This window comes from Leptospira sarikeiensis (genome assembly GCF_004769615.1).
Taxonomy (GTDB): Bacteria; Spirochaetota; Leptospiria; order Leptospirales; family Leptospiraceae; genus Leptospira_B; species Leptospira_B sarikeiensis.
Genome location: NZ_RQGF01000028.1, coordinates 100819 through 122291, shown reverse-complemented (window position 1 = coordinate 122291; position 21473 = coordinate 100819). Strand labels below are relative to the sequence as shown.

26 protein-coding genes are annotated in these 21473 nt (G+C 40.5%); 21 read left to right on the top strand and 5 right to left on the bottom strand.

Annotated elements, in window-relative coordinates; all coding sequences use genetic code 11:
* Nucleotides 1-24 precede the first annotated feature (24 nt).
* The 4 genes from EHQ64_RS11815 to purQ are packed head-to-tail and all read left to right on the top strand — an operon-like array spanning nucleotide 25 to nucleotide 2919.
* Nucleotides 25-1173 carry a PP2C family protein-serine/threonine phosphatase gene (locus EHQ64_RS11815; RefSeq protein ID WP_135649690.1) on the top strand — a complete coding sequence of 383 codons (1149 nt, stop codon included), beginning with the start codon at nucleotides 25-27 and terminating at the stop codon, nucleotides 1171-1173.
* A complete protein-coding gene (locus EHQ64_RS11810; protein WP_135649689.1) occupies nucleotides 1170-2039 on the top strand; it encodes a phosphoribosylaminoimidazolesuccinocarboxamide synthase in 870 nt (289 codons plus the stop codon). The genes EHQ64_RS11815 and EHQ64_RS11810 overlap by 4 nt, the downstream gene beginning before the upstream one ends.
* Nucleotides 2015-2263 carry a phosphoribosylformylglycinamidine synthase subunit PurS gene (gene purS, locus EHQ64_RS11805; RefSeq protein WP_100706364.1) on the top strand — a complete coding sequence of 83 codons (249 nt, stop codon included), beginning with the start codon at nucleotides 2015-2017 and terminating at the stop codon, nucleotides 2261-2263. Before EHQ64_RS11810 ends, purS begins: the two co-directional genes overlap by 25 nt.
* The gene (gene purQ / locus EHQ64_RS11800; RefSeq protein ID WP_135649688.1) at nucleotides 2260-2919 is read left to right on the top strand and encodes a phosphoribosylformylglycinamidine synthase subunit PurQ; all 660 of its coding nucleotides are present in this window, start codon (nucleotides 2260-2262) and stop codon (nucleotides 2917-2919) included. Before purS ends, purQ begins: the two co-directional genes overlap by 4 nt.
* Here purQ and EHQ64_RS11795 read toward each other — a convergent pair.
* Nucleotides 2916-3875 carry a DUF2804 domain-containing protein gene (locus EHQ64_RS11795; RefSeq protein ID WP_135649687.1) on the bottom strand — a complete coding sequence of 320 codons (960 nt, stop codon included), beginning with the start codon at nucleotides 3873-3875 and terminating at the stop codon, nucleotides 2916-2918. The genes purQ and EHQ64_RS11795 overlap by 4 nt on opposite strands.
* 226 nt (nucleotides 3876-4101) lie before the next feature.
* Between EHQ64_RS11795 and EHQ64_RS11790 the strand changes: the two genes are divergently transcribed.
* From EHQ64_RS11790 to EHQ64_RS11740, 11 genes are all read left to right on the top strand, one after another.
* A complete protein-coding gene (locus tag EHQ64_RS11790; RefSeq protein ID WP_135649686.1) occupies nucleotides 4102-5346 on the top strand; it encodes an EAL domain-containing protein in 1245 nt (414 codons plus the stop codon).
* A gap of 79 nt (nucleotides 5347-5425) precedes the next feature.
* Nucleotides 5426-6187 (top strand): Fe-S cluster assembly ATPase SufC, encoded by a 762-nt coding sequence (gene sufC, locus EHQ64_RS11785; protein ID WP_135649685.1) that lies wholly within the window; start codon nucleotides 5426-5428, stop codon nucleotides 6185-6187.
* A 4-nt stretch (nucleotides 6188-6191) separates the two neighbouring features.
* Complete coding sequence (locus tag EHQ64_RS11780) at nucleotides 6192-7373, top strand: SufD family Fe-S cluster assembly protein (RefSeq protein WP_135649684.1); 1182 nt, start codon at nucleotides 6192-6194, stop codon at nucleotides 7371-7373.
* Nucleotides 7373-7687 carry a Rieske (2Fe-2S) protein gene (locus tag EHQ64_RS11775; protein WP_135649683.1) on the top strand — a complete coding sequence of 105 codons (315 nt, stop codon included), beginning with the start codon at nucleotides 7373-7375 and terminating at the stop codon, nucleotides 7685-7687. The genes EHQ64_RS11780 and EHQ64_RS11775 overlap by 1 nt, the downstream gene beginning before the upstream one ends.
* Before the next feature lie 27 nt (nucleotides 7688-7714).
* Nucleotides 7715-8956: a cysteine desulfurase gene (locus EHQ64_RS11770; protein ID WP_135649682.1), complete on the top strand. Its 1242-nt coding sequence runs from the start codon at nucleotides 7715-7717 to the stop codon at nucleotides 8954-8956.
* A complete protein-coding gene (gene sufU, locus EHQ64_RS11765) occupies nucleotides 8940-9365 on the top strand; it encodes a Fe-S cluster assembly sulfur transfer protein SufU (protein ID WP_135649681.1) in 426 nt (141 codons plus the stop codon). The genes EHQ64_RS11770 and sufU overlap by 17 nt, the downstream gene beginning before the upstream one ends.
* 54 nt (nucleotides 9366-9419) lie before the next feature.
* Complete coding sequence (locus EHQ64_RS11760) at nucleotides 9420-9719, top strand: type II toxin-antitoxin system Phd/YefM family antitoxin (protein WP_135649680.1); 300 nt, start codon at nucleotides 9420-9422, stop codon at nucleotides 9717-9719.
* Nucleotides 9720-10157, top strand: a complete 438-nt coding sequence (locus EHQ64_RS11755) for a PIN domain-containing protein (RefSeq protein WP_135649679.1) — start codon at nucleotides 9720-9722, stop codon at nucleotides 10155-10157.
* Nucleotides 10158-10301: 144 nt separating this feature from the next.
* Nucleotides 10302-11132 (top strand): AraC family transcriptional regulator, encoded by an 831-nt coding sequence (locus EHQ64_RS11750; RefSeq protein WP_135649678.1) that lies wholly within the window; start codon nucleotides 10302-10304, stop codon nucleotides 11130-11132.
* A 23-nt stretch (nucleotides 11133-11155) separates the two neighbouring features.
* Nucleotides 11156-11371, top strand: a complete 216-nt coding sequence (locus tag EHQ64_RS11745) for a helix-hairpin-helix domain-containing protein (protein ID WP_135649677.1) — start codon at nucleotides 11156-11158, stop codon at nucleotides 11369-11371.
* 111 nt (nucleotides 11372-11482) lie between these two features.
* A complete protein-coding gene (locus tag EHQ64_RS11740) occupies nucleotides 11483-11815 on the top strand; it encodes a metal-sulfur cluster assembly factor (protein ID WP_135650548.1) in 333 nt (110 codons plus the stop codon).
* A 71-nt stretch (nucleotides 11816-11886) separates the two neighbouring features.
* Here the strand turns inward: EHQ64_RS11740 and EHQ64_RS11735 are convergent, their stop codons facing one another.
* Together EHQ64_RS11735 and EHQ64_RS11730 are read right to left on the bottom strand one after the other, a co-directional pair.
* Nucleotides 11887-12459, bottom strand: coding sequence for a hypothetical protein (locus EHQ64_RS11735; protein ID WP_135649676.1), 573 nt, complete (start codon nucleotides 12457-12459; stop codon nucleotides 11887-11889).
* A complete protein-coding gene (locus EHQ64_RS11730; RefSeq protein WP_135649675.1) occupies nucleotides 12456-12914 on the bottom strand; it encodes a RidA family protein in 459 nt (152 codons plus the stop codon). The genes EHQ64_RS11735 and EHQ64_RS11730 overlap by 4 nt, the downstream gene beginning before the upstream one ends.
* A gap of 160 nt (nucleotides 12915-13074) precedes the next feature.
* Here EHQ64_RS11730 and EHQ64_RS11725 point away from each other — a divergent pair, with 160 nt between their 5' ends.
* The 5 genes from EHQ64_RS11725 (at nucleotide 13075) to EHQ64_RS11705 (ending at nucleotide 18673) form a co-directional block, all read left to right on the top strand.
* Nucleotides 13075-13875: a class I SAM-dependent methyltransferase gene (locus tag EHQ64_RS11725; protein WP_135649674.1), complete on the top strand. Its 801-nt coding sequence runs from the start codon at nucleotides 13075-13077 to the stop codon at nucleotides 13873-13875.
* Complete coding sequence (locus EHQ64_RS11720) at nucleotides 13872-15527, top strand: DEAD/DEAH box helicase (RefSeq protein ID WP_135649673.1); 1656 nt, start codon at nucleotides 13872-13874, stop codon at nucleotides 15525-15527. Before EHQ64_RS11725 ends, EHQ64_RS11720 begins: the two co-directional genes overlap by 4 nt.
* Nucleotides 15494-16585, top strand: coding sequence for an N-acetylmuramoyl-L-alanine amidase family protein (locus EHQ64_RS11715; protein ID WP_135649672.1), 1092 nt, complete (start codon nucleotides 15494-15496; stop codon nucleotides 16583-16585). The genes EHQ64_RS11720 and EHQ64_RS11715 overlap by 34 nt, the downstream gene beginning before the upstream one ends.
* Entirely contained in the window at nucleotides 16566-17321 is a 756-nt protein-coding gene (locus tag EHQ64_RS11710) for an LIC_10740 family protein (RefSeq protein ID WP_135649671.1), read from the top strand. Before EHQ64_RS11715 ends, EHQ64_RS11710 begins: the two co-directional genes overlap by 20 nt.
* 95 nt (nucleotides 17322-17416) lie before the next feature.
* Nucleotides 17417-18673, top strand: coding sequence for a hypothetical protein (locus EHQ64_RS11705; protein ID WP_135649670.1), 1257 nt, complete (start codon nucleotides 17417-17419; stop codon nucleotides 18671-18673).
* Here EHQ64_RS11705 and EHQ64_RS11700 read toward each other — a convergent pair.
* Both EHQ64_RS11700 and EHQ64_RS11695 read right to left on the bottom strand, forming a co-directional pair.
* Entirely contained in the window at nucleotides 18660-19448 is a 789-nt protein-coding gene (locus EHQ64_RS11700; RefSeq protein WP_135649669.1) for an enoyl-CoA hydratase/isomerase family protein, read from the bottom strand. The two genes, EHQ64_RS11705 and EHQ64_RS11700, sit on opposite strands and share 14 nt — an antisense overlap.
* Nucleotides 19448-19975: a hypothetical protein gene (locus tag EHQ64_RS11695; RefSeq protein WP_135649668.1), complete on the bottom strand. Its 528-nt coding sequence runs from the start codon at nucleotides 19973-19975 to the stop codon at nucleotides 19448-19450. Before EHQ64_RS11695 ends, EHQ64_RS11700 begins: the two co-directional genes overlap by 1 nt.
* A gap of 177 nt (nucleotides 19976-20152) precedes the next feature.
* Between EHQ64_RS11695 and EHQ64_RS11690 the strand changes: the two genes are divergently transcribed.
* Nucleotides 20153-21430: a PilZ domain-containing protein gene (locus EHQ64_RS11690; RefSeq protein WP_135649667.1), complete on the top strand. Its 1278-nt coding sequence runs from the start codon at nucleotides 20153-20155 to the stop codon at nucleotides 21428-21430.
* Nucleotides 21431-21473 lie beyond the last annotated feature (43 nt).

Sequence of the window (21473 nt, the reverse complement as noted above, 5' to 3'; positions counted from 1 at the left end):
ATTTTGTAATAATGGGAAAGGATTGTGGATAGAGAGAAATCGGAAAGCCAATTGAATTATTCGGACTACTCGATCCTAGCAGTCGACGATTCCGATATCAATCTTAAACTTTTGGTTCATACTTTGAAACCTTTAGGTTTTCAGGTTTTAACAGCAATGAATACGGAAGAAGCACGTACTCTTCTCGCGACCAATCAAGTGGACGTTCTTCTTTTAGATGTGAGTATGCCCGGGCAGGACGGATTTTCTTTTTGTAAGGAACTTCGAGAGATAGATCGTTTTAATCTTCTACCTATTCTTTTTATTACCGCTTATAATCGTGAGCTCGGGTTCGACGAAGCAATCACTCACGGTGGAGACGATTTTCTTCATAAACCTTTTCAACCTAAAGAGCTTGTGGCAAAGATCCGCGCATTCATTCGGATCAAAAACTTGCAGGACGAACTTCTTCAACAAAAGAAGAAGTATGAAAAAGAATTAGTCATGGCGAGAAGAGTTCAACAGGAATTGGTCCCTGAAAAACAATTAGAGTGGAACGGCTTTCAAGTAAATTCAGTCTTTCATCCTTTGATGCAGATCGGAGGAGATTTTATAGACGCTTGGGTCGAAGAAGATAAACTTCATGTGTTTATTGCGGACTGCTCCGGCCACGGTCCTTCTGCTGCTCTTCTTTCCGCGATGGTAAAGATGCAGGTTTCCAATTTAGGAAGAAGTAATACTCTTGTAGAAAAAGTAAAAACTCTTCGGCAACAATTGGAAAAAATACTTCCGGAAGATTTTTCGATCACATTCTTTTACGGAATTTTAGATAAGACCGGAAACTTCGAATATGCGAACGGAGGCCATCCTCCTCCGCTATTATACAAAGACGGAAATGTGGAAGAATTACCCGGCATGGGCCCTCTTATCATTCCGATCGAACTTGGAACGGACGACGAGTTTAGAAGTGTTACTTTAGAGAAGGGCGCTTCTCTATTACTTTACACTGACGGTGCCACTGAAATAACGGACGAGAACTATAATATTTTAGGCGAAGAAAGTCTGAAGAAGATCCTAAAAGAAGCAGTGGAATCCAAGATGGATATCTTAAATTTCTCTTTGGAAAAGATCCTGGCTCACTCAGGAAAAATGACTCACGACGACGATATCGCTCTCATGGTTATCCAAGGATGAATGGGCTTCCAAAACCCTCTTATATAGGCAAAGTCAGAGACGTTTATGATTTAGGAGATTCTTTAATCTTATCCTCCACGGATCGGGTCTCCGCTTTCGATGTAGTATTCAACCAACTCGTTCCTGGAAAAGGAAAAGTTTTAAATCAGATCTCCGCAGAATGGTTCTCCTACTTTAAGGATATTCCGAACCATATTTTAGAAACGGATGTTTCTAAATTTCCTTCTCCATTTCAAAATCATCCAGATCTTCAAGATCGTTCCGTTCTTGTCAAAAAATGTAAACGGATCGATTTCGAATGTGTGGTTCGTGGTTATCTTTCCGGTTCAGGCTGGAAGGAATACAAACAGGACGGGACACTTGCTTTTAAAAAACTTCCTACAGGTTTGAAAGAATCCGAAAAACTACCTGAGCCGAGCTTCACTCCTGCTATTAAAAACGACACGGGCCATGACGAGAACGTATCCGAAGAAAGGATGAAAAACGAGATCGGGTCCGAACTCTTCTCAATCTTGAAGGAAAAATCGATTTCCCTCTATACCAGGGCGGCTGAACTGGTAGCTGGAGCCGGGATTTTACTTTGTGATACCAAATTCGAATTCGGGATTTCAGAAGGGGAAGTGATCCTCATCGATGAAATTTTGACTCCGGATTCTTCCCGGTACTGGGCGCAAGATTCGTATTCTATCGGAACTACGCCGCCCAGCATGGACAAACAAATTCTTCGAAATTATCTGGAGCGTTCCGGTTGGAATAAACTTCCTCCTCCTCCGGATCTTCCGGAAAGTTTGATTGGAGAACTCCAAGCGGCATATAAGGAAATACAGGACCGGCTATTAAAATGTTTATCGCGAGAATCAACGTAACTCTTAAAGAATCAGTACTCGATCCTCAGGGAAATACTGTAAAATCCACTCTCCAAGAATTGGGCGAGAAATCGGTCCAAGACGTAAGAGTCGGAAAATACATCGAAGTCAAATTGGATTCTCCCGATCTTGAAACGGCTAAGAAGACCGTTGCCAATCTTTGTGAAAAACTTTTAGTCAATCATGTGATCGAAACCTATCGTTCGGAGATTATTACGGAATGAAAGCCGCTGTTATTACTTTTCCAGGTTCAAATTGTGATAGCGATATCGCTAGAGTTCTTTCCGATTTCTATTCGGCGAAAGTAGACAAGGTCTGGCATAAGGAACAGTTTTCCGAAAAATACGATTTAGTCATTCTTCCTGGTGGGTTCTCCTACGGAGATTATCTTAGATCCGGGGCAATGGCACCTTTTTCTCCAGTAATGAAATCTGTGAAAGAACATGTGGATAGAGGAGCTAAACTTTTCGGGATCTGCAACGGTTTTCAGATACTTGCAGAGGCAGGGTATCTTCCCGGCGCATTAATACGTAATAGAAATCTAAAATACGTTTGTAGGACTGTAGGCTTAAAAAAGGCCTCAGACTCGAATAAGATCAGCGGAAAACTTTCAAACGATCAAGTCCTTCGTGTTCCGGTTGCTCATGGAGACGGTTGTTATTTTGCTTCCGCAGATGTGCGCAAACAATTGAAGGATGAAGGTAGGATCTTATTCCTATACGCTGGAGATAATCCGAACGGAAGTTTGGACGATATCGCAGGAATTTGTTCTTCCGATTTCAAGGTTGCAGGAATGATGCCTCACCCTGAAAGAGCGATGAATCCGATCACTGGAGAGATGGACGGCAAAACCGTTTTAGATCTTCTTATCGCTTCTTAAGACTTTTTTTCCAAAATAGAAATCCCGTTTGTGATCTTTTCCTTCTTTGTCTTAGTTTTGATCCAACCGGAAACAGTATATAATGTTTTGATAAAATTCTCCGATTTCAGGTTCTTTGGCCTCAGGAAACTTGCTTCTAATTCCGGTTCTAACTCAAATTCGAGTTTGGAATTTTTGTCTTTTAGGATCTTCTTCTTTCCTTGGTTTGTCCAGATCGGTTCTCCTAAGTTCAGAATTTCTCCTTCTGTCCAAACAAGGATTTCCTCTTCAATATAGAGATGGATTTTTTTCTTTGCACCGATTTGCAGATAGATCCGATTTTCCAAAGGAAAACCTTCTGAACTATATCCTTTAGAAACTGTATAAGATAAAATTCCGTTCTCTAAAGGGACCGATAGATCGTTCCAAGAGAGTTGCCCTTCTAAATTTAGATTCGGGGAATGGTGTTGAAATACCCAATCTTTGCCAGAAGGAGAAATTTGAGTAAACCAGTTGGATTTATTTTTATCTCCGGTATAAGCGAGAGCATCCAATTGGAAGTTCAGGTTTTTTTCCCAAATCGCAGAATGGGTATAACCTTGTCGGATCGTATCATCCAAACGGAAATTAAAACGTTTGTCCGATTTGGTAAAACTCCAATATCCATCCTTAAAACTTCCTTGCTTGATGAAGGAGGAGTTTCCGTTTTCTAAAATTTTCAGTTCTTGTAGATTTCCGGTTTGCCTATTCCAAAGAAGTAAGCTTGCTCCGGACTTGAACTTAGTGCCAAAGATCCTGAGTTCTAAAAAGATTTTTTCATTCAATATATCTACTAGAACGGAATCTAATGATTTAAATCCGGAAAGGAAACCGGCGTTGTATTCTTTCGAATTGTCTATTTGGACAGGACCGAAGTATTTTCCAAAAAGAGGTTCTAAGGTGGAAGGATGTAGAATGGATCCTAAATGTTCTTTCATCTGAATTTGATCAGCTAATCTATATTAGTCGGTTTGATTTCCTTCGGAAAATCCGTTTGGAGACGGGGATTTCACACAAAAGAAAACAAATAATTTGCCATAATGTAAGAAAAGAGTAGGAAAAAAAGGGGAATTTTCCTACCTTTCGTCTTCCTTATAGCTGCTGTTTCCGGGAAATATGCTTGTATGCAAACTTCAACCGGATTCTAGTAGTGAAGGAATCTGCATGCTCGCCGAATACGAGTCACAACAAATTCTATCTTTGGGGGAAGGTTACTATATCCCTCATTACCAGCCTATTTTAGACGTAGGCAATCGTAATATAATAGGTTACGAGGTACTAGGTAGGGTTTTTTCTCCCGAATCAAACGAATACCATTCTTTAGGTTATCATTTCCATAATCCTGACACGGATACCGTCCGTTTAGTGCATATAGATCGTATCATTCGTGAGAAAGCGATCAAACATGTGAAGGAAACCGGATTAAAGACCAAAATTTTCCTGAACATGATGCCAAACTTTCTCTCTATGGTTTACACAGGGGAAGTGTTGGATGTCAAACGACTCCATATTCTTCATCTTATAGATAAATACGATATTAATCCGAACGATCTAGTTCTCGAGATCACAGAAGACAAGTTCGAAGGAAATATAGAAAAACTTTTATACATCGTGAGTTTGTTCCGAGAAAGAGGAATTAAAATTGCGGTGGATGATCTGGGTGTAGGCTTTTCCAATTTGGAAAGGATCGGATACATTCATCCGGATATCATGAAGGTGGACATAAAAATTATGAGAGAGAGTCTGAACAGACGATCTTTCAAAAACGTATTGTCCGCAATTTCCGAAATGTCCCAGAGACTCGGTTCTCAACTTCTTTTTGAAGGAGTGGAAAACGAAGAAGAGTTGTATCTTGCTCTTTCAATGGGAGCTAATCTTCTCCAGGGATATTATTTCTCACGTCCTGCCTTGGACTTTCAGGACAAAAAACGTTTTAATAAAACTCTCAAAACTTCTTTGGAAAAATTCTCCGGTCTTAGGTTCTTGGAAATTCTAGAAAATCTAAGAAAGGAACAATCTTTCTTGGATCAGTTTGTGGACTTGTTTAAGGATTTGGAAACTTCTTCGGAAGAAGGAATGACAGACAAATTAAACGATATACTGGATCGTCTTCCTTTGGAGACCACTTCTGTTCTGATCTGTGATATGCACGGATACCAAGTGACTCCTACTTTCAAGAGAGATGCGTATGATCTTCCTTGGACAAGGCTGCTCACAGAAGTCGGAAATAATTATGCCTGGAAACCTTTCTTCATTCGGCATAAGGCAGAAACCTATCATTCTAGTCGAGTTTCAGGGTTTACGGAACCTTTTCACGATATCGAGACCAAACGTCAATATGTCTTATTCACCTTAAATCTGGGCGAGAACCATGTTTTGATCCTTCGCCTGGATTGGGAATCCTACTGAAGTCTCGGCTTTCCGAACATCTTTCCTATTGATCTCCGCCCTAGGAATAAAAACATAGTCCTAGGCAGGAGTCCTATACGTGGCGGAACTACTAAAAATCTCGAATCTTCGCGCGGGAGTGGAAACCGAATCCGGTGAGATCCAGGAAATCCTGAAAGGGGTGGACCTGACGATCGGTGAGGGAGAAGTCCATGCCATTATGGGTCCAAACGGATCCGGAAAAAGTACATTATCAAATGTCATCATGGGTCACCCAAAATATAAGGTGATTTCTGGAGATATATTTTTCAGAGGGGAATCCCTCTTAGAAAAACCCACCGACGAAAGAGCTCGGGCGGGTATCTTTCTCTGCTTTCAATATCCTACCAGTATTCCCGGGGTTACGATCGGAAATTTTTTAAGAACGATCTTAAAATCAGTCCGAGGCAAGGACTTACCGGTAAAAGAATTCCGCAAAGAATTAAAAGAGGCCACAGCTCTATTAGAAGTTCCTGATACTTGGATCGGAAGGTACGTGAACGACGGTTTTTCAGGTGGAGAGAAGAAAAGGAACGAGATCCTACAGATGACACTTCTAAAACCGAAACTTTCCGTTTTGGACGAGACCGATTCCGGTTTGGATATTGACGCTCTTAGGATCATCAGCGAAGGGATCACTAAGAATAAGTCTGCAGAAAGATCTATTCTTCTAATCACACACTATCAAAGAATGCTGAACTATGTGACTCCGGACTTCGTGCATGTATTCGCTCAAGGTAAAATCCTAAAAACCGGCGGCAGAGAACTTGCGCTTGAGTTGGAAGAAAAAGGATACGATTGGATCCTAACCGGAGCGAACTAAAGGAATGCTTTTAGCGGAATCTATCTCCGATTATATTAAGGAGAAGAAGGAACCTTCTCTTCTTACCGAATTTCGCAGTAATGCAGAGAAGTTACTTTCATCCGCTCAATTTCCGGATTCTTCTCTTGAATCTTGGAGAAAGATCAGTCTTTCTAATTTTAAAATTTCCGAATATACAAAGGTATGTCCCGATTCTTCCGTAACTTTTTCCGGAAGCGCAGAAGTTTCTAAACTACAGGATCTTTCTCCGGAAAAACTTTCTCAGGTGCTCAAAAAAGCCGAGCCTGCTCTTTCTTTTTATTCTAAAGAATGGTTTCCACTTTTTGTTTTTTCCAGATTTACTCATGCATTTTATATCAAACTGAAAGAGGGCGAATCTTCTCTTCCTGAGATCAAAATAGAATCCAAGGAAGGAAATATTATTCTTCCATTCTTAATTGTAGAAGCTCCTTCCGAAGCGAAATCCAACTTTTTGGAAAGATGGGAATCACCTTCTCAAAAAGATCTTCTATTGATGAGCGGCGTGACGATCCTTCTCACTCCTGCGAACGGAGATTTTCAATATTCTACGATCGAAAATTTAGGAGATTCTACTTTTCATTTCAGAGCAACTTATGGAGTTCAGGAAAAAGATTCAAAGTTTCATGCGAGCATTGCTTCCTGGGGTGGGTATAAGGGGAAAAACTTCTACGATACCAATGTTGCAGGTAAGGGATGTTGGACACGTTATGTAGGTCTTTCTCCTTTAAAGGCGAGAGAGTTCCAGGATACTGAAATTCGTATTCTTCATTCCGAAAGCCATGCACAAAGTTCTATTCTGTACCGCACTGTAGTCAGAGAAAAGGCTCATCATGTTTTTACAGGAAACCTTCATATTCCTTCTCATTGTAAGGATGTGGGAGCGATCCAGATCAATAATAATCTTCTTTTGGATAGAACCGCAAGAGCGGAGTCCATTCCGAAATTGGAAGTGTTTGCAGACAGTGTAAAATGTGAACACGGAGCAACCGTCGGAGAGATTGACGAAGAGCAATTATTCTACTTAGCTTCTAGAGGGATCGGTGCTGACGAGGCGCGTAAAATGATCGTAGAAGGTTTCTTAAACGAGATCGTGAGAGAATTTCCTTCCGAATCTGTGCGCGAAGAATTATCTTCCATGATAGAATCCAGGATGTTGGGCAACTGATGGGAGAATTCCAAAAACTCGCTAAACTTTCTGATATCCAAGAAGGACAAGTTTTCGTTGCAGAAACTCGTTATCATAGGGTCGGGTTGACTAGACTTGGGAACGAGATCTGTGCGTTTGCGGATCTTTGCACTCATGACGGAGAAGATATCGCGAGCGGAGAATTGGAAGGGGACGTAATCGTTTGCCCAAGACATTCTGCTAAGTTTAATATTCGCACCGGAAAGGTACTTTGTATGCCCGCAGTGGAAGATTTGCCAGTCTATAAGACTAGAATCGTGGGTGACGAAGTCGAAGTAGAGTTAGAGGATTGACATGGAAGAGCCAAGGAGAAACAGGATTTGAGTTTTGATCTCGATAAGATCCGCAGAGATTTTCCGATCCTCTCTACTGAGATGAACGGCAAGCCCTTGGTATTTCTGGACAGTGCAGCTAGTTCTCAAAAACCGAAATCTGTAATCGATACAATTCGTAAATACTACGAAGCGGAGAATGCAAACATCCATCGCGGAGTGTATGCTCTTTCCCAAAAGGCTACAGAAAAATATGAAATGACCCGTATCAAGGCTTCTCGTTTTATCGGAGCGGCTTGTGCTAAGGTTGTTATTTTTACACGCAATACTACTGAATCCATCAACTTAGTCGCTCAGTCTTGGGGACGTACGAATATTCATGAAGGCGATGAGATCGTTTTAACCGAGTTGGAACATCATTCCAATTTGGTTCCTTGGCAGATGCTCGCTCAGGAAAAACAGGCAGTTTTAAAATTTATCCCCCTCAACCAGGATTCTACATTAGATTTAAGTAATCTAGATGAGATCATCACTGAAAGAGTGAAATTAGTCGCAGTCGCTCAGATGTCCAATGTGACCGGAACGATCCATGATCTTTCTTCTATCATTCGTAGAGCGAGAGAAGTTGGAGCTAAAGTACTTGTGGACGGAGCCCAAGGGATCTGTCATCTTCCTACAAACGTTCAAAAAGAAGATTTCGATTTTTATGCATTCTCAGCCCATAAGATGCTCGGTCCGACTGGCGTAGGTATTTTATACGCTAAGGAAGAAATTTTAGATACGATGCCTCCTTGGATGGGAGGAGGAGATATGATTTCCAAGGTCTGGAAAGATAAATCCACATATGCAGATCTTCCAGCAAGGCTCGAGGCAGGTACTCCGAATATTTCCGGTGTGATCGGATTCGGAGCGGCTTTGGAATATCTAGAATCCGTAGGAATGCAAGAGATCAGAAACCATGAGTTGGAACTCCTACAATACGCTTTGGATCGATTGGATGATTTCGGCGGTTTGGAATTGTACGGAACAACAGATCTAAGTAAAAGAGGTGGAGTGATCTCTTTTAATTTTCCTGGAGTTCATCCCCATGATGTAGGTTCCATTCTGGATGAAGAAGGGATCGCGATCCGGGTCGGACATCATTGTGCTCAACCTTTTATGGACTTTAAGGGAATTGCAGGCACCTGCCGGGCTTCTTTCTATCTTTATAATACTAAAGAGGATGTAGATTCCCTTTTAGTAGGTCTAAAGAAAGTGAAGGAGATCTTTGGCCGTGTCCTTAAGCGATAGTCTTTACCAAGAAGTTTTACTAGACCATTACCAAAATCCAAGACATCACGGAAAGATGGAACATTCAGATCTTCATCAAGAGGGAGTTAATCCTTTGTGTGGAGACGAGGTGGAACTCTTTTTGAAACTAAACGGGGATATCATTTCCGAGATCAGCTTTGTAGGGAAGGGTTGTTCCATTTCCCAAGCTTCCGCTTCTATGCTAACCGAAAGTTTATATGGAAAATCTATAGAAGAGGCAAAATCTCTTCTGCATGAATTTAAAGGAATGCTTTTAGAAGATAAGGTTCCGAGTTTCAAAGAAGAATATGAAGACTTGGAATCTATGGAAGCGGTAAAGAAGATTCCGGCCCGTATTAAATGTGCAACATTAGCTTGGAATACTTTGGAAAAGGCGATCGGAAAGTGACTATTTTGGCCGGAAAGGCTTGACAAAGGTGGCCACGGTAGCTACAATAAAAGTATGAGAGCGGTTGGGATTAAGGATCTAAAAAATAATCTAAGCAGTTTTTTGGATTTTGTAAGGGGTGGAGAGACTATCCTAATTTTGGATAGAAATGAACCGATTGCGGAGATCAAAAAAATAGATCAAAAATCGAACCGTACATATCAGTATTTAAAAGAGGCGACTAACGCGAACTCTATCATCCCCGCAAAAAAAGCGAAAGGAATCAATATTCCAAAGTCGGTCTTATTAAATGCTGGAACCAAAACTCGAATTTCTTCAGCCTGGAAGGAGGCTTACCAAGCCGACAGAGATTAAATGGTCTTATATATAGATACTAGCCTTCTATTAAATATTCTTTATGCTGAGGAAGGTTATGAAGACCATTTAAACTATTTCAATAAATCCGATCTTAAGTTTGCCTCTATTCTGCTCGAGATAGAAAGTTTCAGAAGTTTACATTTCATCCATTCCAAAGAAGGCAAGAGTCTGCCTAAAAACTGGTTCAAAGAGGCGGAATCCTTTTTGGGTGAATTTATTTCTCAGATCAATTTAAAAAATTTGGATGATGATGTTCGAACTGAGATCCGAAAGAACAAAGGTGTTTTGGAGTTAAAATCCTTGGACGCCGCCCATTTAGCCACTGCTCTACATATTCAAAAGTCCATTTCCGACGAGTTAATCCTTTGTTCCATGGATGAAAAATTCAGGTCCATTGCCAAAAAATTCGGCTTCAAACTTTATCCGAAGAAATAGTCCGAACCTTTTCTAAGATTTTCCTTTTTAATTTTTATTGAAAGAAATCCAAATCTGTCGTTTTTTTTCTTCGATCGCAAGAACTATCAAGCGGGCTCGGATCGGATCATGTAATGTATTCGAGAAACAGTGCCAAGGATTGGAATGGATTTTGTTCAAAAGGCTCTCTGGTTTATAGAAGGTCATTCTAAAGAAGATATTTCTTTGGAAGATGTTGCGAAAGTGGCGGATGTTTCTCCTTTTCATCTGACCCGGACTTTCGCTTTGACTATGGGAGTCTCTTTGATGAAATATTTGAGAGGTCGCCGTTTAAGTGAAGCTGCTAAAAAATTGGCCGAGAATAAGGACAATATTTTAGATCTGGCTTTAGACATTGGATACGGATCTCATGAAGCATTTACCCGTGCTTTTAAAGAATATTTTTCTCTTACTCCGGAACAATTACGTGCCCAAGGGCATCTTGGTAATCTGAAATTAGTGGAGGCCATAACAATGAATGCCGAACCGATCCCTCAAATTGACCCACCCAGATTCGAGACAATAGGACCCAGAGTGTTTGCCGGTCTTGTAGAACATTACGATTGCCAAATGCCCGGAGGGATCCCGAATCAATGGCAACGTTTCGGAGTCTATTTAGGAAATCTTCCTAAACAAATCGGAGACGCCGCTTACGGAGTTTGTTATAATTTCGATGCGGAAGGAAACTTCGATTATATGTCCGGAGTAGAGGTTTCGGATCCATCCGGATTACCAAAAGATTTTCAAGTCATAAAGATCCCGACCCAAAAGTATGCAGTGTTTTCTCATAAAGGTCATATCGCAGGTATAAGAGCTACCTTTGCTGCTGCAGGTAAATGGTTTCCAGATTCAGGAGTAAAACCTTTTGAAGGTGCAAACTTGGAAAGATATGGAAAAGAATTTAATCCAATGACCGGTCAAGGCGGACTCGAGATCTGGATCCCGGTAGAAGATTGAAGTAAAAAATTTTTACCTAGAACATGAAAGAAAAGAAGAAGATAGAAGATGAAAATTTTCCGAAAGGTCTTGCGGCTCCTGCTCTCAGGGCCTTGGCAAATCACGGGATCCATTCTTTACAACAGTTGTCCAAATATTCCAAAAAGGAAATTGCGGAATTGCATGGGATTGGAAAGAACGCGATACTTCTTCTTCGTAAATCTTTAAAAGAAATCGGAAAGGATTTCAAAGGTTCTTAGAAGAAATTTCCATTTCCCGGATCCGGATCTCGCCTATAATTCTGATCGTTATAGATTAAAACCTTAAAATTCTTTACACGAAGTCTCGGTTTGAATAGACTAATTGATAGAATGCAATTATTGGAACAACCTACTCAGGAGATCGAAAAAAGGGTCTATGCGGAAATTCACCGTGTGGAAGATCCTGAAATAGGGATCTCTGTAGCGGAACTCGGATTGATCTATAAGATCCAGGTGGAAGGAGATAAGGCTAAAATAGAGATGACTTATACTTCTATGGCTTGCCCGGCCGGTCCTCAAATGAAAAAAGATATCGAGGACAATGCCCTTAGGGTAGAAGGTATCAACTCCGTAGATGTTGAAGTAGTTTGGACCCCGAAATGGGATCCTAGAGCAATGGCCTCGGAAGAAGCAAAAATGGATTTAGGGATCTTCGATTATTAAGATCTTGTTTTTTCGATCCAACCCTTCTCCATATACAAAGCTGAATTTCCGAGCAGCACCTGCGGATAATATTATACTTTAGAATTCCATAATGAAGCCGCCGAAATGGTGGTCATCAGCCAAACTGCACAGAATGCATAAAAGTTAAAGTTGTAGTAGTAATCCTGATCTCTGATAAAACTTACAAAGAATATATCAGGTAATAAGATCCCGAGTAGTAATAAAATTCCGGAGAATCCTTGTAGGATGATTACGGTTTTTCCCACCCAATCGCTTCTCCAAAAACCTCCGAAAAAGAATGTAAGAAAACAAGGTAGTATAAAAAAGATATTGGAAGCTGTTCTTACATTTACTTCCTCAAGTCCGCTTCTACTTGGCTCTATCCCGAAAAAACTTCCGAGTCTGGAAATTATATCCGATTGGGATTCTACTCCTAGATTGATGGAATAGTTGATCCAACTTCCCAAACTGAAAAATAATTGAAGTAAAGCTAATACGAAAATCAGCTTTTCCTTCCCTGTCTTTTCAGAATAGAACTCGATGAATCTTCCTAAAAGTTCGGAAAGAAACTTTTTCCAACCGTTCAATACTATGGAAGTTGCCGGTAAGGCGAGGCTTAAATCTCTTAATAGATTTTTGATCATCCGATCGAAACCGTCATTTCCACTTCTACCGGAGCTCCTAAAGGAAGAGAAGAATTCCCAACTGCAAAACGAGCATGACGTCCAGAATCTCCGAATATACTTAAGAGTAAATTGGATGCATGGTTCGCTACGAGATGTTGTTCAGTGAAGTCAGGATTAGAGGATACAAATACTCCGATCTTTACTATGGATTTGATCTTATCCAAATCTCCGATCACTCCTGCGATTGCCGCGAGCCCGTTCAGCGCTGCTTGTTCTGTTGCTGCCTTCACGTCATCCACAGAAAGTCCAGCTCCTAATGTTCCAGTCAGCATAAGTTTACCGTCTTTGAGAGGCAATTGGCCTGAGGTGAAGACCAAATTCCCTGTTTGTATGGCAGGTATATAGGCTGCGATCGCTTTTGGAGCAGGTGGGAGTTCCAACCCTAGGGATTTGATTTTTTCTAGTATGCTCATTCTATGAAGGCGTCCTTTTACTGTTTCTCTTCTATTCCTGGATCCGTGAGGGTTTTTTCAAGCAGATTCGGAAGATTCTTTTCGGGCCGTATTTCGTTCCTGGCCGGGGGATTTTCCTTTACGTAGGGAAGACTTTATGACAAGCTTCATGTAGGCAAGCATGTCCTCAATACTTGAATTGGAACCTCATCCAGAATACCCGGAAGCCTATATGGTATGCCGTCGCACGGGGGTCCATTTCTATAAATTGGCAAAGGAAAGGGAATACGAAGATTCCTATTTTCAGGAAGAATACAAAAATCAGTACAAAAAGACCTACTATGAGGACGAACCCCAACTTAGAAATTTTGCGAAGGTTCGTTTAGATATGATGAGCGCTTTCCAAGATCCGAAAGGCAAAACACTTTTCGAGATCGGATCGGCAGCCGGCTTCTTTTTATCGGAAGCCGAAAAAAGAGGATATAGGGTCAAAGGTATGGAACTCTCCTCAACTGAAGCAGCTTACTCAAAAGAGAAATTAGGTTTGGATGTGGTCTCAGGTTCGTTTTTGGACGACTCCATTTTTCCTAATGAAACATTCGATGCGGTCTGTGCGTTTTTTGTAATAGAGCATTTTCCAAATGCGGAACTTGTTTTTGAAAGGATCAATAAGATCTTAAAGCCAGGAGGACTTTTATTTTTAGGTCTTCCTTCTTTGAACGGTCCTTCATTTCAAACAAATCCGAATGAATGGTTTCGTACTCACCCGTCGGACCATTTTTGGGATTACTCACCTGATTCTTTAAAAAAAATGTTGAAAATGTACGGTCTCGTCACGGTATATAGGAAGCCTATGTCTTATCACCCTAGTAGAGATAAGGGATGGAAAGGCAAGTTCCTGACAGATCGGCTTTTTGTTCGCTTCGCAAACCTCTCCTGCTACGCCGACACATTTCACTCAATCGCGATTAAAAAAATATGAAATTCGAAGAATTAAATCTCGAGCCAAACCTGCAAAAAGCAATTCAAGAAGCAGGCTTTATAGAGCTCACACCAATACAAGAGAAAGCGATCCCACCAGGAATGGAGGGAAAAGACGTAACCGGTTTAGCACAGACCGGTACAGGAAAGACTGTCGCATTTCTTGTTCCTACAATTCATTCTATCTTAACGAGAGGATTACAAGGGATCAGTACTTTGATCCTTGCTCCTACTCGAGAGTTAGTGATCCAAATTGCAGAAGAAGCCGAAAAACTTCTGAAACATACAGACTATAGAGTTGTTCCGATTATCGGAGGAACCGACTACAAGACCCAGAACAGGGACTTGAACGGACTGAACGGTCTAATCGTTGCTACTCCTGGAAGATTGATCGATCTTGCAAGAAGCGGAACTGCAGATCTGGAGAAGGTAGAATTTTTTATCTTAGATGAAGCGGATAGAATGCTCGATATGGGTTTTATCTACGATATACGTTGGCTTCTTCATAAATGTAAGAATAGAAAGCAGACATTACTTTTCTCAGCTACACTCTCTGTGGAAGTTATGCGCCTTGCATATCGTTTCATGAATGAACCTGTGGAAATACAGATCAATCCGGACAAACTGATCACGGAAAGGATCGATCAGAAATTGGTCCATTTGGGAAGAGAAGAAAAATTACCTTACATGGTGAATTCCATTCTTGCAGAAGAGCTGGAAGGCCAAGGGATCATATTCACGAATTTTAAAGCGAATATTCCTAAAATAGTGTTTTCATTAAGAAAATATGGAATTCCGATCACCGGTATCTCCTCCGATCTAGATCAGAAAAAAAGACTTAGATTGATGAGAGATTTTAAATCCGGCAAATTTAAGTTCATGGTGGCGACCGATGTTGCTAGCCGTGGGATCGACGTAGAAAATATCGAAGTAGTATTCAATTTCGATCTTCCTCAAGACACAGAGAACTATGTTCATAGGATCGGAAGAACCGCAAGAGCGGGTAGAGTCGGTAAATCTATTAGCTTCTGCTCCGAATCAGATTATGTTGAATTGGAGAAGATAGAAAAATATCTGAAACAAAAGATAGATGTTCTTCCTGTTCATGAAGAAGCGCTTACTTTCCCTGCGGGAGAATTCCAAGTATTCGTAGGTGGGGACGCTTTTGATAACGCTCCTGTAGAAAGGAATGGAAATCGTAATCAGGGTAGAGATAGAGGTCCTAAAAAACAAAGAGGCGATTTCCAACGGAACGGAAATCAGCAAAGAGGCGAGAAAACCTGGAACAAAGAATCCGGAGATCGTAAAAAAGATTTCAACAGAGATTCTCGTCCTGGAAAACAAAACGGCGGACACAAAAAAAGACCGGAAGCTGCTATCCAAGAAGCTCAGGAATTTTTACAAAAAGCGGATAACGTGTTTGGGGCAAATAAAGGTCCTAAAGACAAAAACCAGAAAAATCATAAGAAGGGAAAACAGCAGCGCCCGGATTCCCAAAGACAAAACTCTTATCAAAACCCTAAACAAGAAAATAGAAATCAGAAGTATGATAAGAGCAAACGGAATCTATTTGATATAAATGATTCTAAAAGGTCCTCGGGTAAGAAGAAGGAATCAATTTGGGTAAGAATCAAATCCTTCTTTGGTGCTTAGGATCCATACTCCTTTTTAGCGGATCTATTTTTGCCGAGTCTAGAATTCCTAGGATCGGCAAAAACGGATACGTATCCTTCGAAGAGATCCGCAAAAAAATCCCTGGGTTACAATCAAAATTCGAATCGGCTACTCTTGTAGGTTCTATCTCTCATCCTTCCGGAGAGATCCGATTTCGGATCGGGGCTTCCTTTTATGCGATCAATGGTACTTTAGAAAAAACGAATTTACCCGTAATCTATAAAGAGAAGGATTTTTTAATTCCTCCAGATGTTGTGGAAGCGATATTCGTCCGTTTATTGCCAGGCGATGTGAGTTATGAATTTAAGGAAGAAGAGCTTGTATTCGATCTTCTTCCTAAAGCAGAAAGACTAAAACTTTCCGCGATTATAATCGATGCGGGACATGGGGGAAAGGACCCGGGAACTTCTTCCGATAAAGGAATGCAAGAAAAGCTCATTTCCTTACAGGTCGCAAAGTTTGTGAAAAAATTCCTGAATAAGGTATACCCTGAGGTTCGTGTGATACTTACCCGCTCGAATGATACTTTTATAGAACTTGAGAAAAGATCCGAGATCGCGAATAAGGAGATCCAAAAGGGAGGTTCCGTATTATTCGTCAGTCTTCATTGTAATGCTTCCATTTCAAACGATGTAAACGGTTTCGAGGTCTATTATCTTTCCCAAACTCCTAGTACCGAGATCGCAAGAGAAGTGTCTCTTTTTGAGAATGGTATCTCCGGAAAGAAAGGTGGGAGTTCCTACGGCAAAATCCAGGCCGGAATGATGTCCTCCATGATCCAAAGAAGGGGTCGTCTTCTGGCAAGAAGTGTGGAATCCGAGATGAAAAAAAACCTTGGTCCAAAGATATTGTCAAGAGGAGTGAAGAAGGCCGACTTTTCCGTACTTAGGGGAAGTTTAATGCCTGCCATTCTGGTCGAAATGGGTTATCTCACCCATAACAAAGAATCTGAGACATTGGCCGATAAAGCTCATCAGGTAAAATTGGCCAAAAGTATATTAGAAGGTATAAGAGCATATGAACTGGCAAAAGATTAAGGAAATTTGGGATCGCCTTGTTGCCTATTTTAATACATTCTATGCTTGGGTATTCGGGTTGGCAACTCGTGCCGCTGATTCGGGGGAATCAAAGAGGATCCTATTCTTAACCTACTCTTGGATTATCGTTCTACTCTTCTTAACCGGTTTTATTTTGGCCGGTAAAAATCCTCTAAAACTTTTGATCCCATTCACACTTTACGATCTGCCTAATATGGATCCAAGAAAAGAGATCGTGATTTACGGTTCGAATGGAGAAGGAGAAGTTTTTGCAGTTAAAAGAAAGGTCCTACTTTCCGGAGAGGACTTCCGACATGATGTCTTAACTTTAGTGGGAGAGACTGGAGAATCCAGTTATTTTGATCCTACTGTTCCGAATGCTTCCGCTCAATTTAGAAATCTAAAAAAATTACCGAACCTGCAAGATTCTGTGATCTCCATTTGGAAAAGAGGAGATCTTCTTATCTTGGATCTTAGAAAATCTACGATAGAAAATCTACTTTCCGATATGAAGTTTCGGATCGATTATACGTATGCGAGCCAGATGACGGAAGAACAGAAGTCTGCAGAAATTGAGCGCAAAAAATTAGTCCTACTATCTTCCGCATTTTTGGCGGTAGAAAAAACCTTATTCGAACATTATTCAGATCTGAATCGAATCGAATATAGGTTAGGCGGAGAACAGGCAGACCTCCCTGGTTTGACCTATTTACTCTCTTCCGTTCATTCCAGGTAAGATTCTAAAATTTAAAATTCTTCCCTAACTTTCCTGGGAATTAACGCGCGCTAAGGCTTGTTTTGACCTTTCGGACGGCCGATAGTAATAAGGACATGTCCGGTCTTAAACGTACAATTATCGCAGCAGTAGTTCTTATTGTCTCATTTGTTGCAATTTTATCTGCCGCTCCAGATTTACAGAACTCTCCGGATATCGGAAATATCACCGACTTCCGAACGGATCGTGTTGCATTCCATTATATTCAATTAGTGGATAAAGATGGTAAGGCGTTACCTGAAAGAAATCTAAATAAAGATACTTCCGAAGCGACCTTATTGATCATAGATCGTGGACAATTAACTCTATTAAAAGACGGCTTCGATGATCCTGCCCAAGTAAGGGAAAAGGAAAAAGAATATTTAAATAAGATCTATAAGTTCACAAGATTAAAGGATCTAGAACAGGAATATTATAAAATACCGGAATCGGAAAGAACCAAACCTTCTTCTAAAACGGAACCAAACCAGGCGGAAACAGGAAAACAAACTCCTAATGCGGAAACTTCTTCGGAGCCTGAACAAAAAAATAAAGAATTCGATCTTTTGTTAAAATACGACGACGAACTCTTGAAAGCATATGCAGCGGAGAAGTCTGTTCACGCCGAATATGTGAGAACGGATCGGATCTACGGAAAAGATTCCCCTAAGACAAGTGCGATCAGAAATCGTTTTGAAGAGTTAAAAGCGAAAACCCAGGAGAGAAAAAAGTTTCTATTAGGTTTTTTGCATAGTTCTTCTCCGGACTCAAACCCTTATCCAGGGGATAGAAAAGAACAGGTCTTTTATACGAATCATTCCAATGGAACTCCCGATTTTTATCTTCATTCCACTACTCCAAGAGAAGTGGATGGAATGATGAGGGGGGAAGAGGAAGTAGGAAAAAAATACGGCCAACTTTATAAGACAGCAGTAGATCGTTTGATCGATTCTCAGATCGATAAGTTATATTATTATTTTTGGAACCGAGATATGACAAATACCAGGATCAAGGTAGAGCGTCATTTAAAAGGGAAGAAGGTAACTGTAGTTACCGGAGACTCTGTCGTTTATACGATGATAGACAAGGAAGGAGACGGGATCACTGAGTCTTTCTTTGTGGATTCCCCGGGGCTTAGATTCGCTTGGGGGAAAGAGATCCCGAATATAATCTCAATCTCAAATTGTACGGATCAGAACATTCTGAATAAGATCAAATCCTTAGGAGATGATGTGTCTTCCGGAAGGATCCCGAAAAAAGTGGATAAACTGGATCTAGCAGTTCCGGAAGAACAGATCTTGTTGGAACTCCAACCTCTACTTAAAAACCTTTAAATACGGGTTTTCTTTTTTCTTCTAAAGATTTGATCGTTTCCTTAAAATCTTGAGAAAGGAAATTTAATGCTTGGGATTCCGCTTCTTTTCTAAGAGCAGCGTTCAATTTTTCACGATCGTAAGTATTCTTCTTCAATTCGCTTAGAGCCATAGGAGCACTTTCGCTCAAGGAAATTGCGATCTCCGTCGCTCTTTGTAATACCTCGTCCTTCGGAACCGAATCATAACAAATCCCTAATTGACGACATTCTTTGCCGCTTAAGGTTTCCGCTAAGAATAAAAGTCTATTGGAGATCTCCGTTCCAAAGAGTTCCTTTGCCAGATAACTGGAGCCCATGCCCGGATGAATTCCTAGTTTTACGAAATTGAACTGATATTTTCCGTCGTCAGCAAATACTCTTAGGTCGCATGCAAGAGTGATAGAGAGGCCTGCACCGATTGCGTGTCCGTTTGCAGCACAGATCACAGGAACGTTTAAGTCCCTTACCGTCAGGAAAAGATTATAAAATTCGAACATTTCCTTCTTATTGGTCTCGAAGGATTTTTCTGCAAAGGATTTGAGTAGTTCGAAGTTTCCCCCTGCTGAAAAAATATTATTTTTCCCTGTGATTACAACAGCTCGAGGGGGATTTTTTTTGAGTCTTTCTATATGTGCTTTAAACTCCAGGCCCATCGGAACGGTCATGGAGTTTTTAGTTTCTGGATTGTTTAGATAAAGGATTTCTATTCTAGATTCGGATGAGAGTTCTACGGTTTCTGCATCTACTAATGCCATTAAACAGCTTCCTGCTTTAATTCAAAACTTTCGTACCAAATTCGATCAGAAACCGAAAGTGGCTTCTCACCTATACCCATTTGGTCGAAATAATCCAGCAGAATTTCTAAATGAATGTTCTCTTCGTCCTCTAAAGTCCAAAAATTGGTGTCGATAGACTTCGAAACAATAGCTTGTCCACGAACGGAATCTAAGAAATAATCGGGTTTGCCGGAAAAGATTAAATGAGAGGAAATCAGATCAAATCGGATCGTATCTGCAATCTTTGAAAAGTCAGAGTCTGTTTTATCAAAATAGCGGGAAGCGATCTCAGTTTGGAAATAATCGCCCCAACTTAGGATATCAGGCTCTACTCCGGTGCGGGCTTTGATTTCCTGAAGTTTTTCATCTTCTAAAAAAGGTTTGGAAGCGAACTTGTCCACGAGCTCTCTCAAGGAGATCAGGGTTAGAATTTTATTCGCGGAAAGTTTTCCCTGCCGCATCATATCAAAAAGTTCCGGATTCAGTTCGGATTTGTTCTCTGCCATGGTTTATTTTTCGGCAGAAGAGGAAAAACGCCTCGAATATTTTCCTTCCGGAAAATCGGTAGATATGTCTCATTTTACAAAAAATAGACTTAAGGGATTTTTCCCGCCGACCAAAACTGAATTCCTAAAGCTCGTGAGTCGAAAATAAAGATAAGGGTAAATTTTACCCTGACTGCTATGGCTGTAGGAAGATCGGATACACTTCAGGAATTAATCACAATTTTGGAAACGATGTTTGGAGAAACCATCATCGGATCCGATATCAATCTGGTTAAACATCTATTTTATAGTTTGAAAGCGGACCAAAGAGAGTTCCCTTTCGATTATGAAGGGGAGAAGTTAAACTCCGTCGTAGAGGAAGTCAGCGAAGATACTCTCATTCTATATGTTCCTTATCTCCAACCAAAAGGGATCTTAAGGGCGAAAATCAGTTTCGAAATTTTGAATATACTTTACCAATTCGAAGTGGTGCTTCTCGATTTTTGGGAAGACCATGTAAGAGTTAAGATCCCTTCTGAACTCCAAGCTGCTGCATTCAGAAAAAACCTACGTGTTGCCGTAGACGATCTATTTATGAATTATGTGATCCTATATCGATCCTTGAGTGGGGGAGAACGGGAGCTTGGAAAAAACCTAAGCGTCGAGCAAAGATTCTTTCATTTGATGAAAGAGATCAAAAAGGATAATCCTAGTCTTAAACTCATTAACTTAATGGTCACTGAATATATCCTGGGAATTTCCAAAGACTATGAGATTGTATTCTTTGGTCCCGGAAAAACAAGGGACTTTTTCGGAGAGTTCATTAAGAAATATAATCGATCCGTTTATGTTCCGGATTGTTCTTTGATCAAAAATTACATCGGAGAAGAGAAGGATCCTTATCTGGATAATTTCAGAGAAGAATATTTAAGTTTGATCCAAGCAAAAGGGCAAGCCAAAGCGGACGAGTTCTTTAGGGAATTGCAAAAAGGAGAAGTTCGTAACTTCCTGATCTCGTACGTAGTCGCTCCAATCCGTTTGTTTAATGATCCGATCGGATACGTAAGAGTATATTCTACCGCTATGGACAAATTCTCCATAGTCCAACAACAAGCATTGTATATAGAGGAACTCGCCGATATTCTCACATACGCTTTGACTAAAGTGTATATTCGTCAGGAAAATTTTAGGAACGAGAAAGCGGTAACCCGTATCCTGGACATCAGTATGAATGGACTTTTGTTTGAGATAGAAGAAGAAAGAACATTCAATTATTTAAAAAAGCATAATATTATCAAGATGTTTGTTCCGATTTCGGAAAGAAACTTAGTGTTGCGCGGAGAAGTTGTACGTTTCTTGGAGCTCGCGAATGGTAAATTCCAGCTTGGGGTGAACTTCTTTGATTCTAATCCGGACGATATGGTCTTTCTGCAGAATTATATCTTTAGCAAGAAGCTGAAGATATTGTTTGAGTGAGATTTTTCAATTTCTTACTCGATATAAGATTTCTATAAATCTA

Excerpts from the sequence above, each read along its gene's own strand:
- EHQ64_RS11810 (WP_135649689.1), top strand. The coding sequence starts at position 1,170 with ATGAATGGGCTTCCAAAACCCTCTTATATAGGCAAAGTCAGAGACGTT.
- purS (WP_100706364.1), top strand. The coding sequence starts at position 2,015 with ATGTTTATCGCGAGAATCAACGTAACTCTTAAAGAATCAGTACTCGAT.
- purQ (WP_135649688.1), top strand. The coding sequence starts at position 2,260 with ATGAAAGCCGCTGTTATTACTTTTCCAGGTTCAAATTGTGATAGCGAT.
- EHQ64_RS11795 (WP_135649687.1), bottom strand. The coding sequence starts at position 3,875 with ATGAAAGAACATTTAGGATCCATTCTACATCCTTCCACCTTAGAACCT.
- EHQ64_RS11790 (WP_135649686.1), top strand. The coding sequence starts at position 4,102 with ATGCTCGCCGAATACGAGTCACAACAAATTCTATCTTTGGGGGAAGGT.
- EHQ64_RS11780 (WP_135649684.1), top strand. The coding sequence starts at position 6,192 with ATGCTTTTAGCGGAATCTATCTCCGATTATATTAAGGAGAAGAAGGAA.
- EHQ64_RS11775 (WP_135649683.1), top strand. The coding sequence starts at position 7,373 with ATGGGAGAATTCCAAAAACTCGCTAAACTTTCTGATATCCAAGAAGGA.
- EHQ64_RS11760 (WP_135649680.1), top strand. The coding sequence starts at position 9,420 with ATGAGAGCGGTTGGGATTAAGGATCTAAAAAATAATCTAAGCAGTTTT.
- EHQ64_RS11755 (WP_135649679.1), top strand. The coding sequence starts at position 9,720 with ATGGTCTTATATATAGATACTAGCCTTCTATTAAATATTCTTTATGCT.
- EHQ64_RS11750 (WP_135649678.1), top strand. The coding sequence starts at position 10,302 with ATGGATTTTGTTCAAAAGGCTCTCTGGTTTATAGAAGGTCATTCTAAA.
- EHQ64_RS11745 (WP_135649677.1), top strand. The coding sequence starts at position 11,156 with ATGAAAGAAAAGAAGAAGATAGAAGATGAAAATTTTCCGAAAGGTCTT.
- EHQ64_RS11740 (WP_135650548.1), top strand. The coding sequence starts at position 11,483 with ATGCAATTATTGGAACAACCTACTCAGGAGATCGAAAAAAGGGTCTAT.
- EHQ64_RS11735 (WP_135649676.1), bottom strand. The coding sequence starts at position 12,459 with ATGATCAAAAATCTATTAAGAGATTTAAGCCTCGCCTTACCGGCAACT.
- EHQ64_RS11730 (WP_135649675.1), bottom strand. The coding sequence starts at position 12,914 with ATGAGCATACTAGAAAAAATCAAATCCCTAGGGTTGGAACTCCCACCT.
- EHQ64_RS11725 (WP_135649674.1), top strand. The coding sequence starts at position 13,075 with ATGTCCTCAATACTTGAATTGGAACCTCATCCAGAATACCCGGAAGCC.
- EHQ64_RS11720 (WP_135649673.1), top strand. The coding sequence starts at position 13,872 with ATGAAATTCGAAGAATTAAATCTCGAGCCAAACCTGCAAAAAGCAATT.
- EHQ64_RS11710 (WP_135649671.1), top strand. The coding sequence starts at position 16,566 with ATGAACTGGCAAAAGATTAAGGAAATTTGGGATCGCCTTGTTGCCTAT.
- EHQ64_RS11705 (WP_135649670.1), top strand. The coding sequence starts at position 17,417 with ATGTCCGGTCTTAAACGTACAATTATCGCAGCAGTAGTTCTTATTGTC.
- EHQ64_RS11700 (WP_135649669.1), bottom strand. The coding sequence starts at position 19,448 with ATGGCATTAGTAGATGCAGAAACCGTAGAACTCTCATCCGAATCTAGA.
- EHQ64_RS11695 (WP_135649668.1), bottom strand. The coding sequence starts at position 19,975 with ATGGCAGAGAACAAATCCGAACTGAATCCGGAACTTTTTGATATGATG.
- EHQ64_RS11690 (WP_135649667.1), top strand. The coding sequence starts at position 20,153 with ATGGCTGTAGGAAGATCGGATACACTTCAGGAATTAATCACAATTTTG.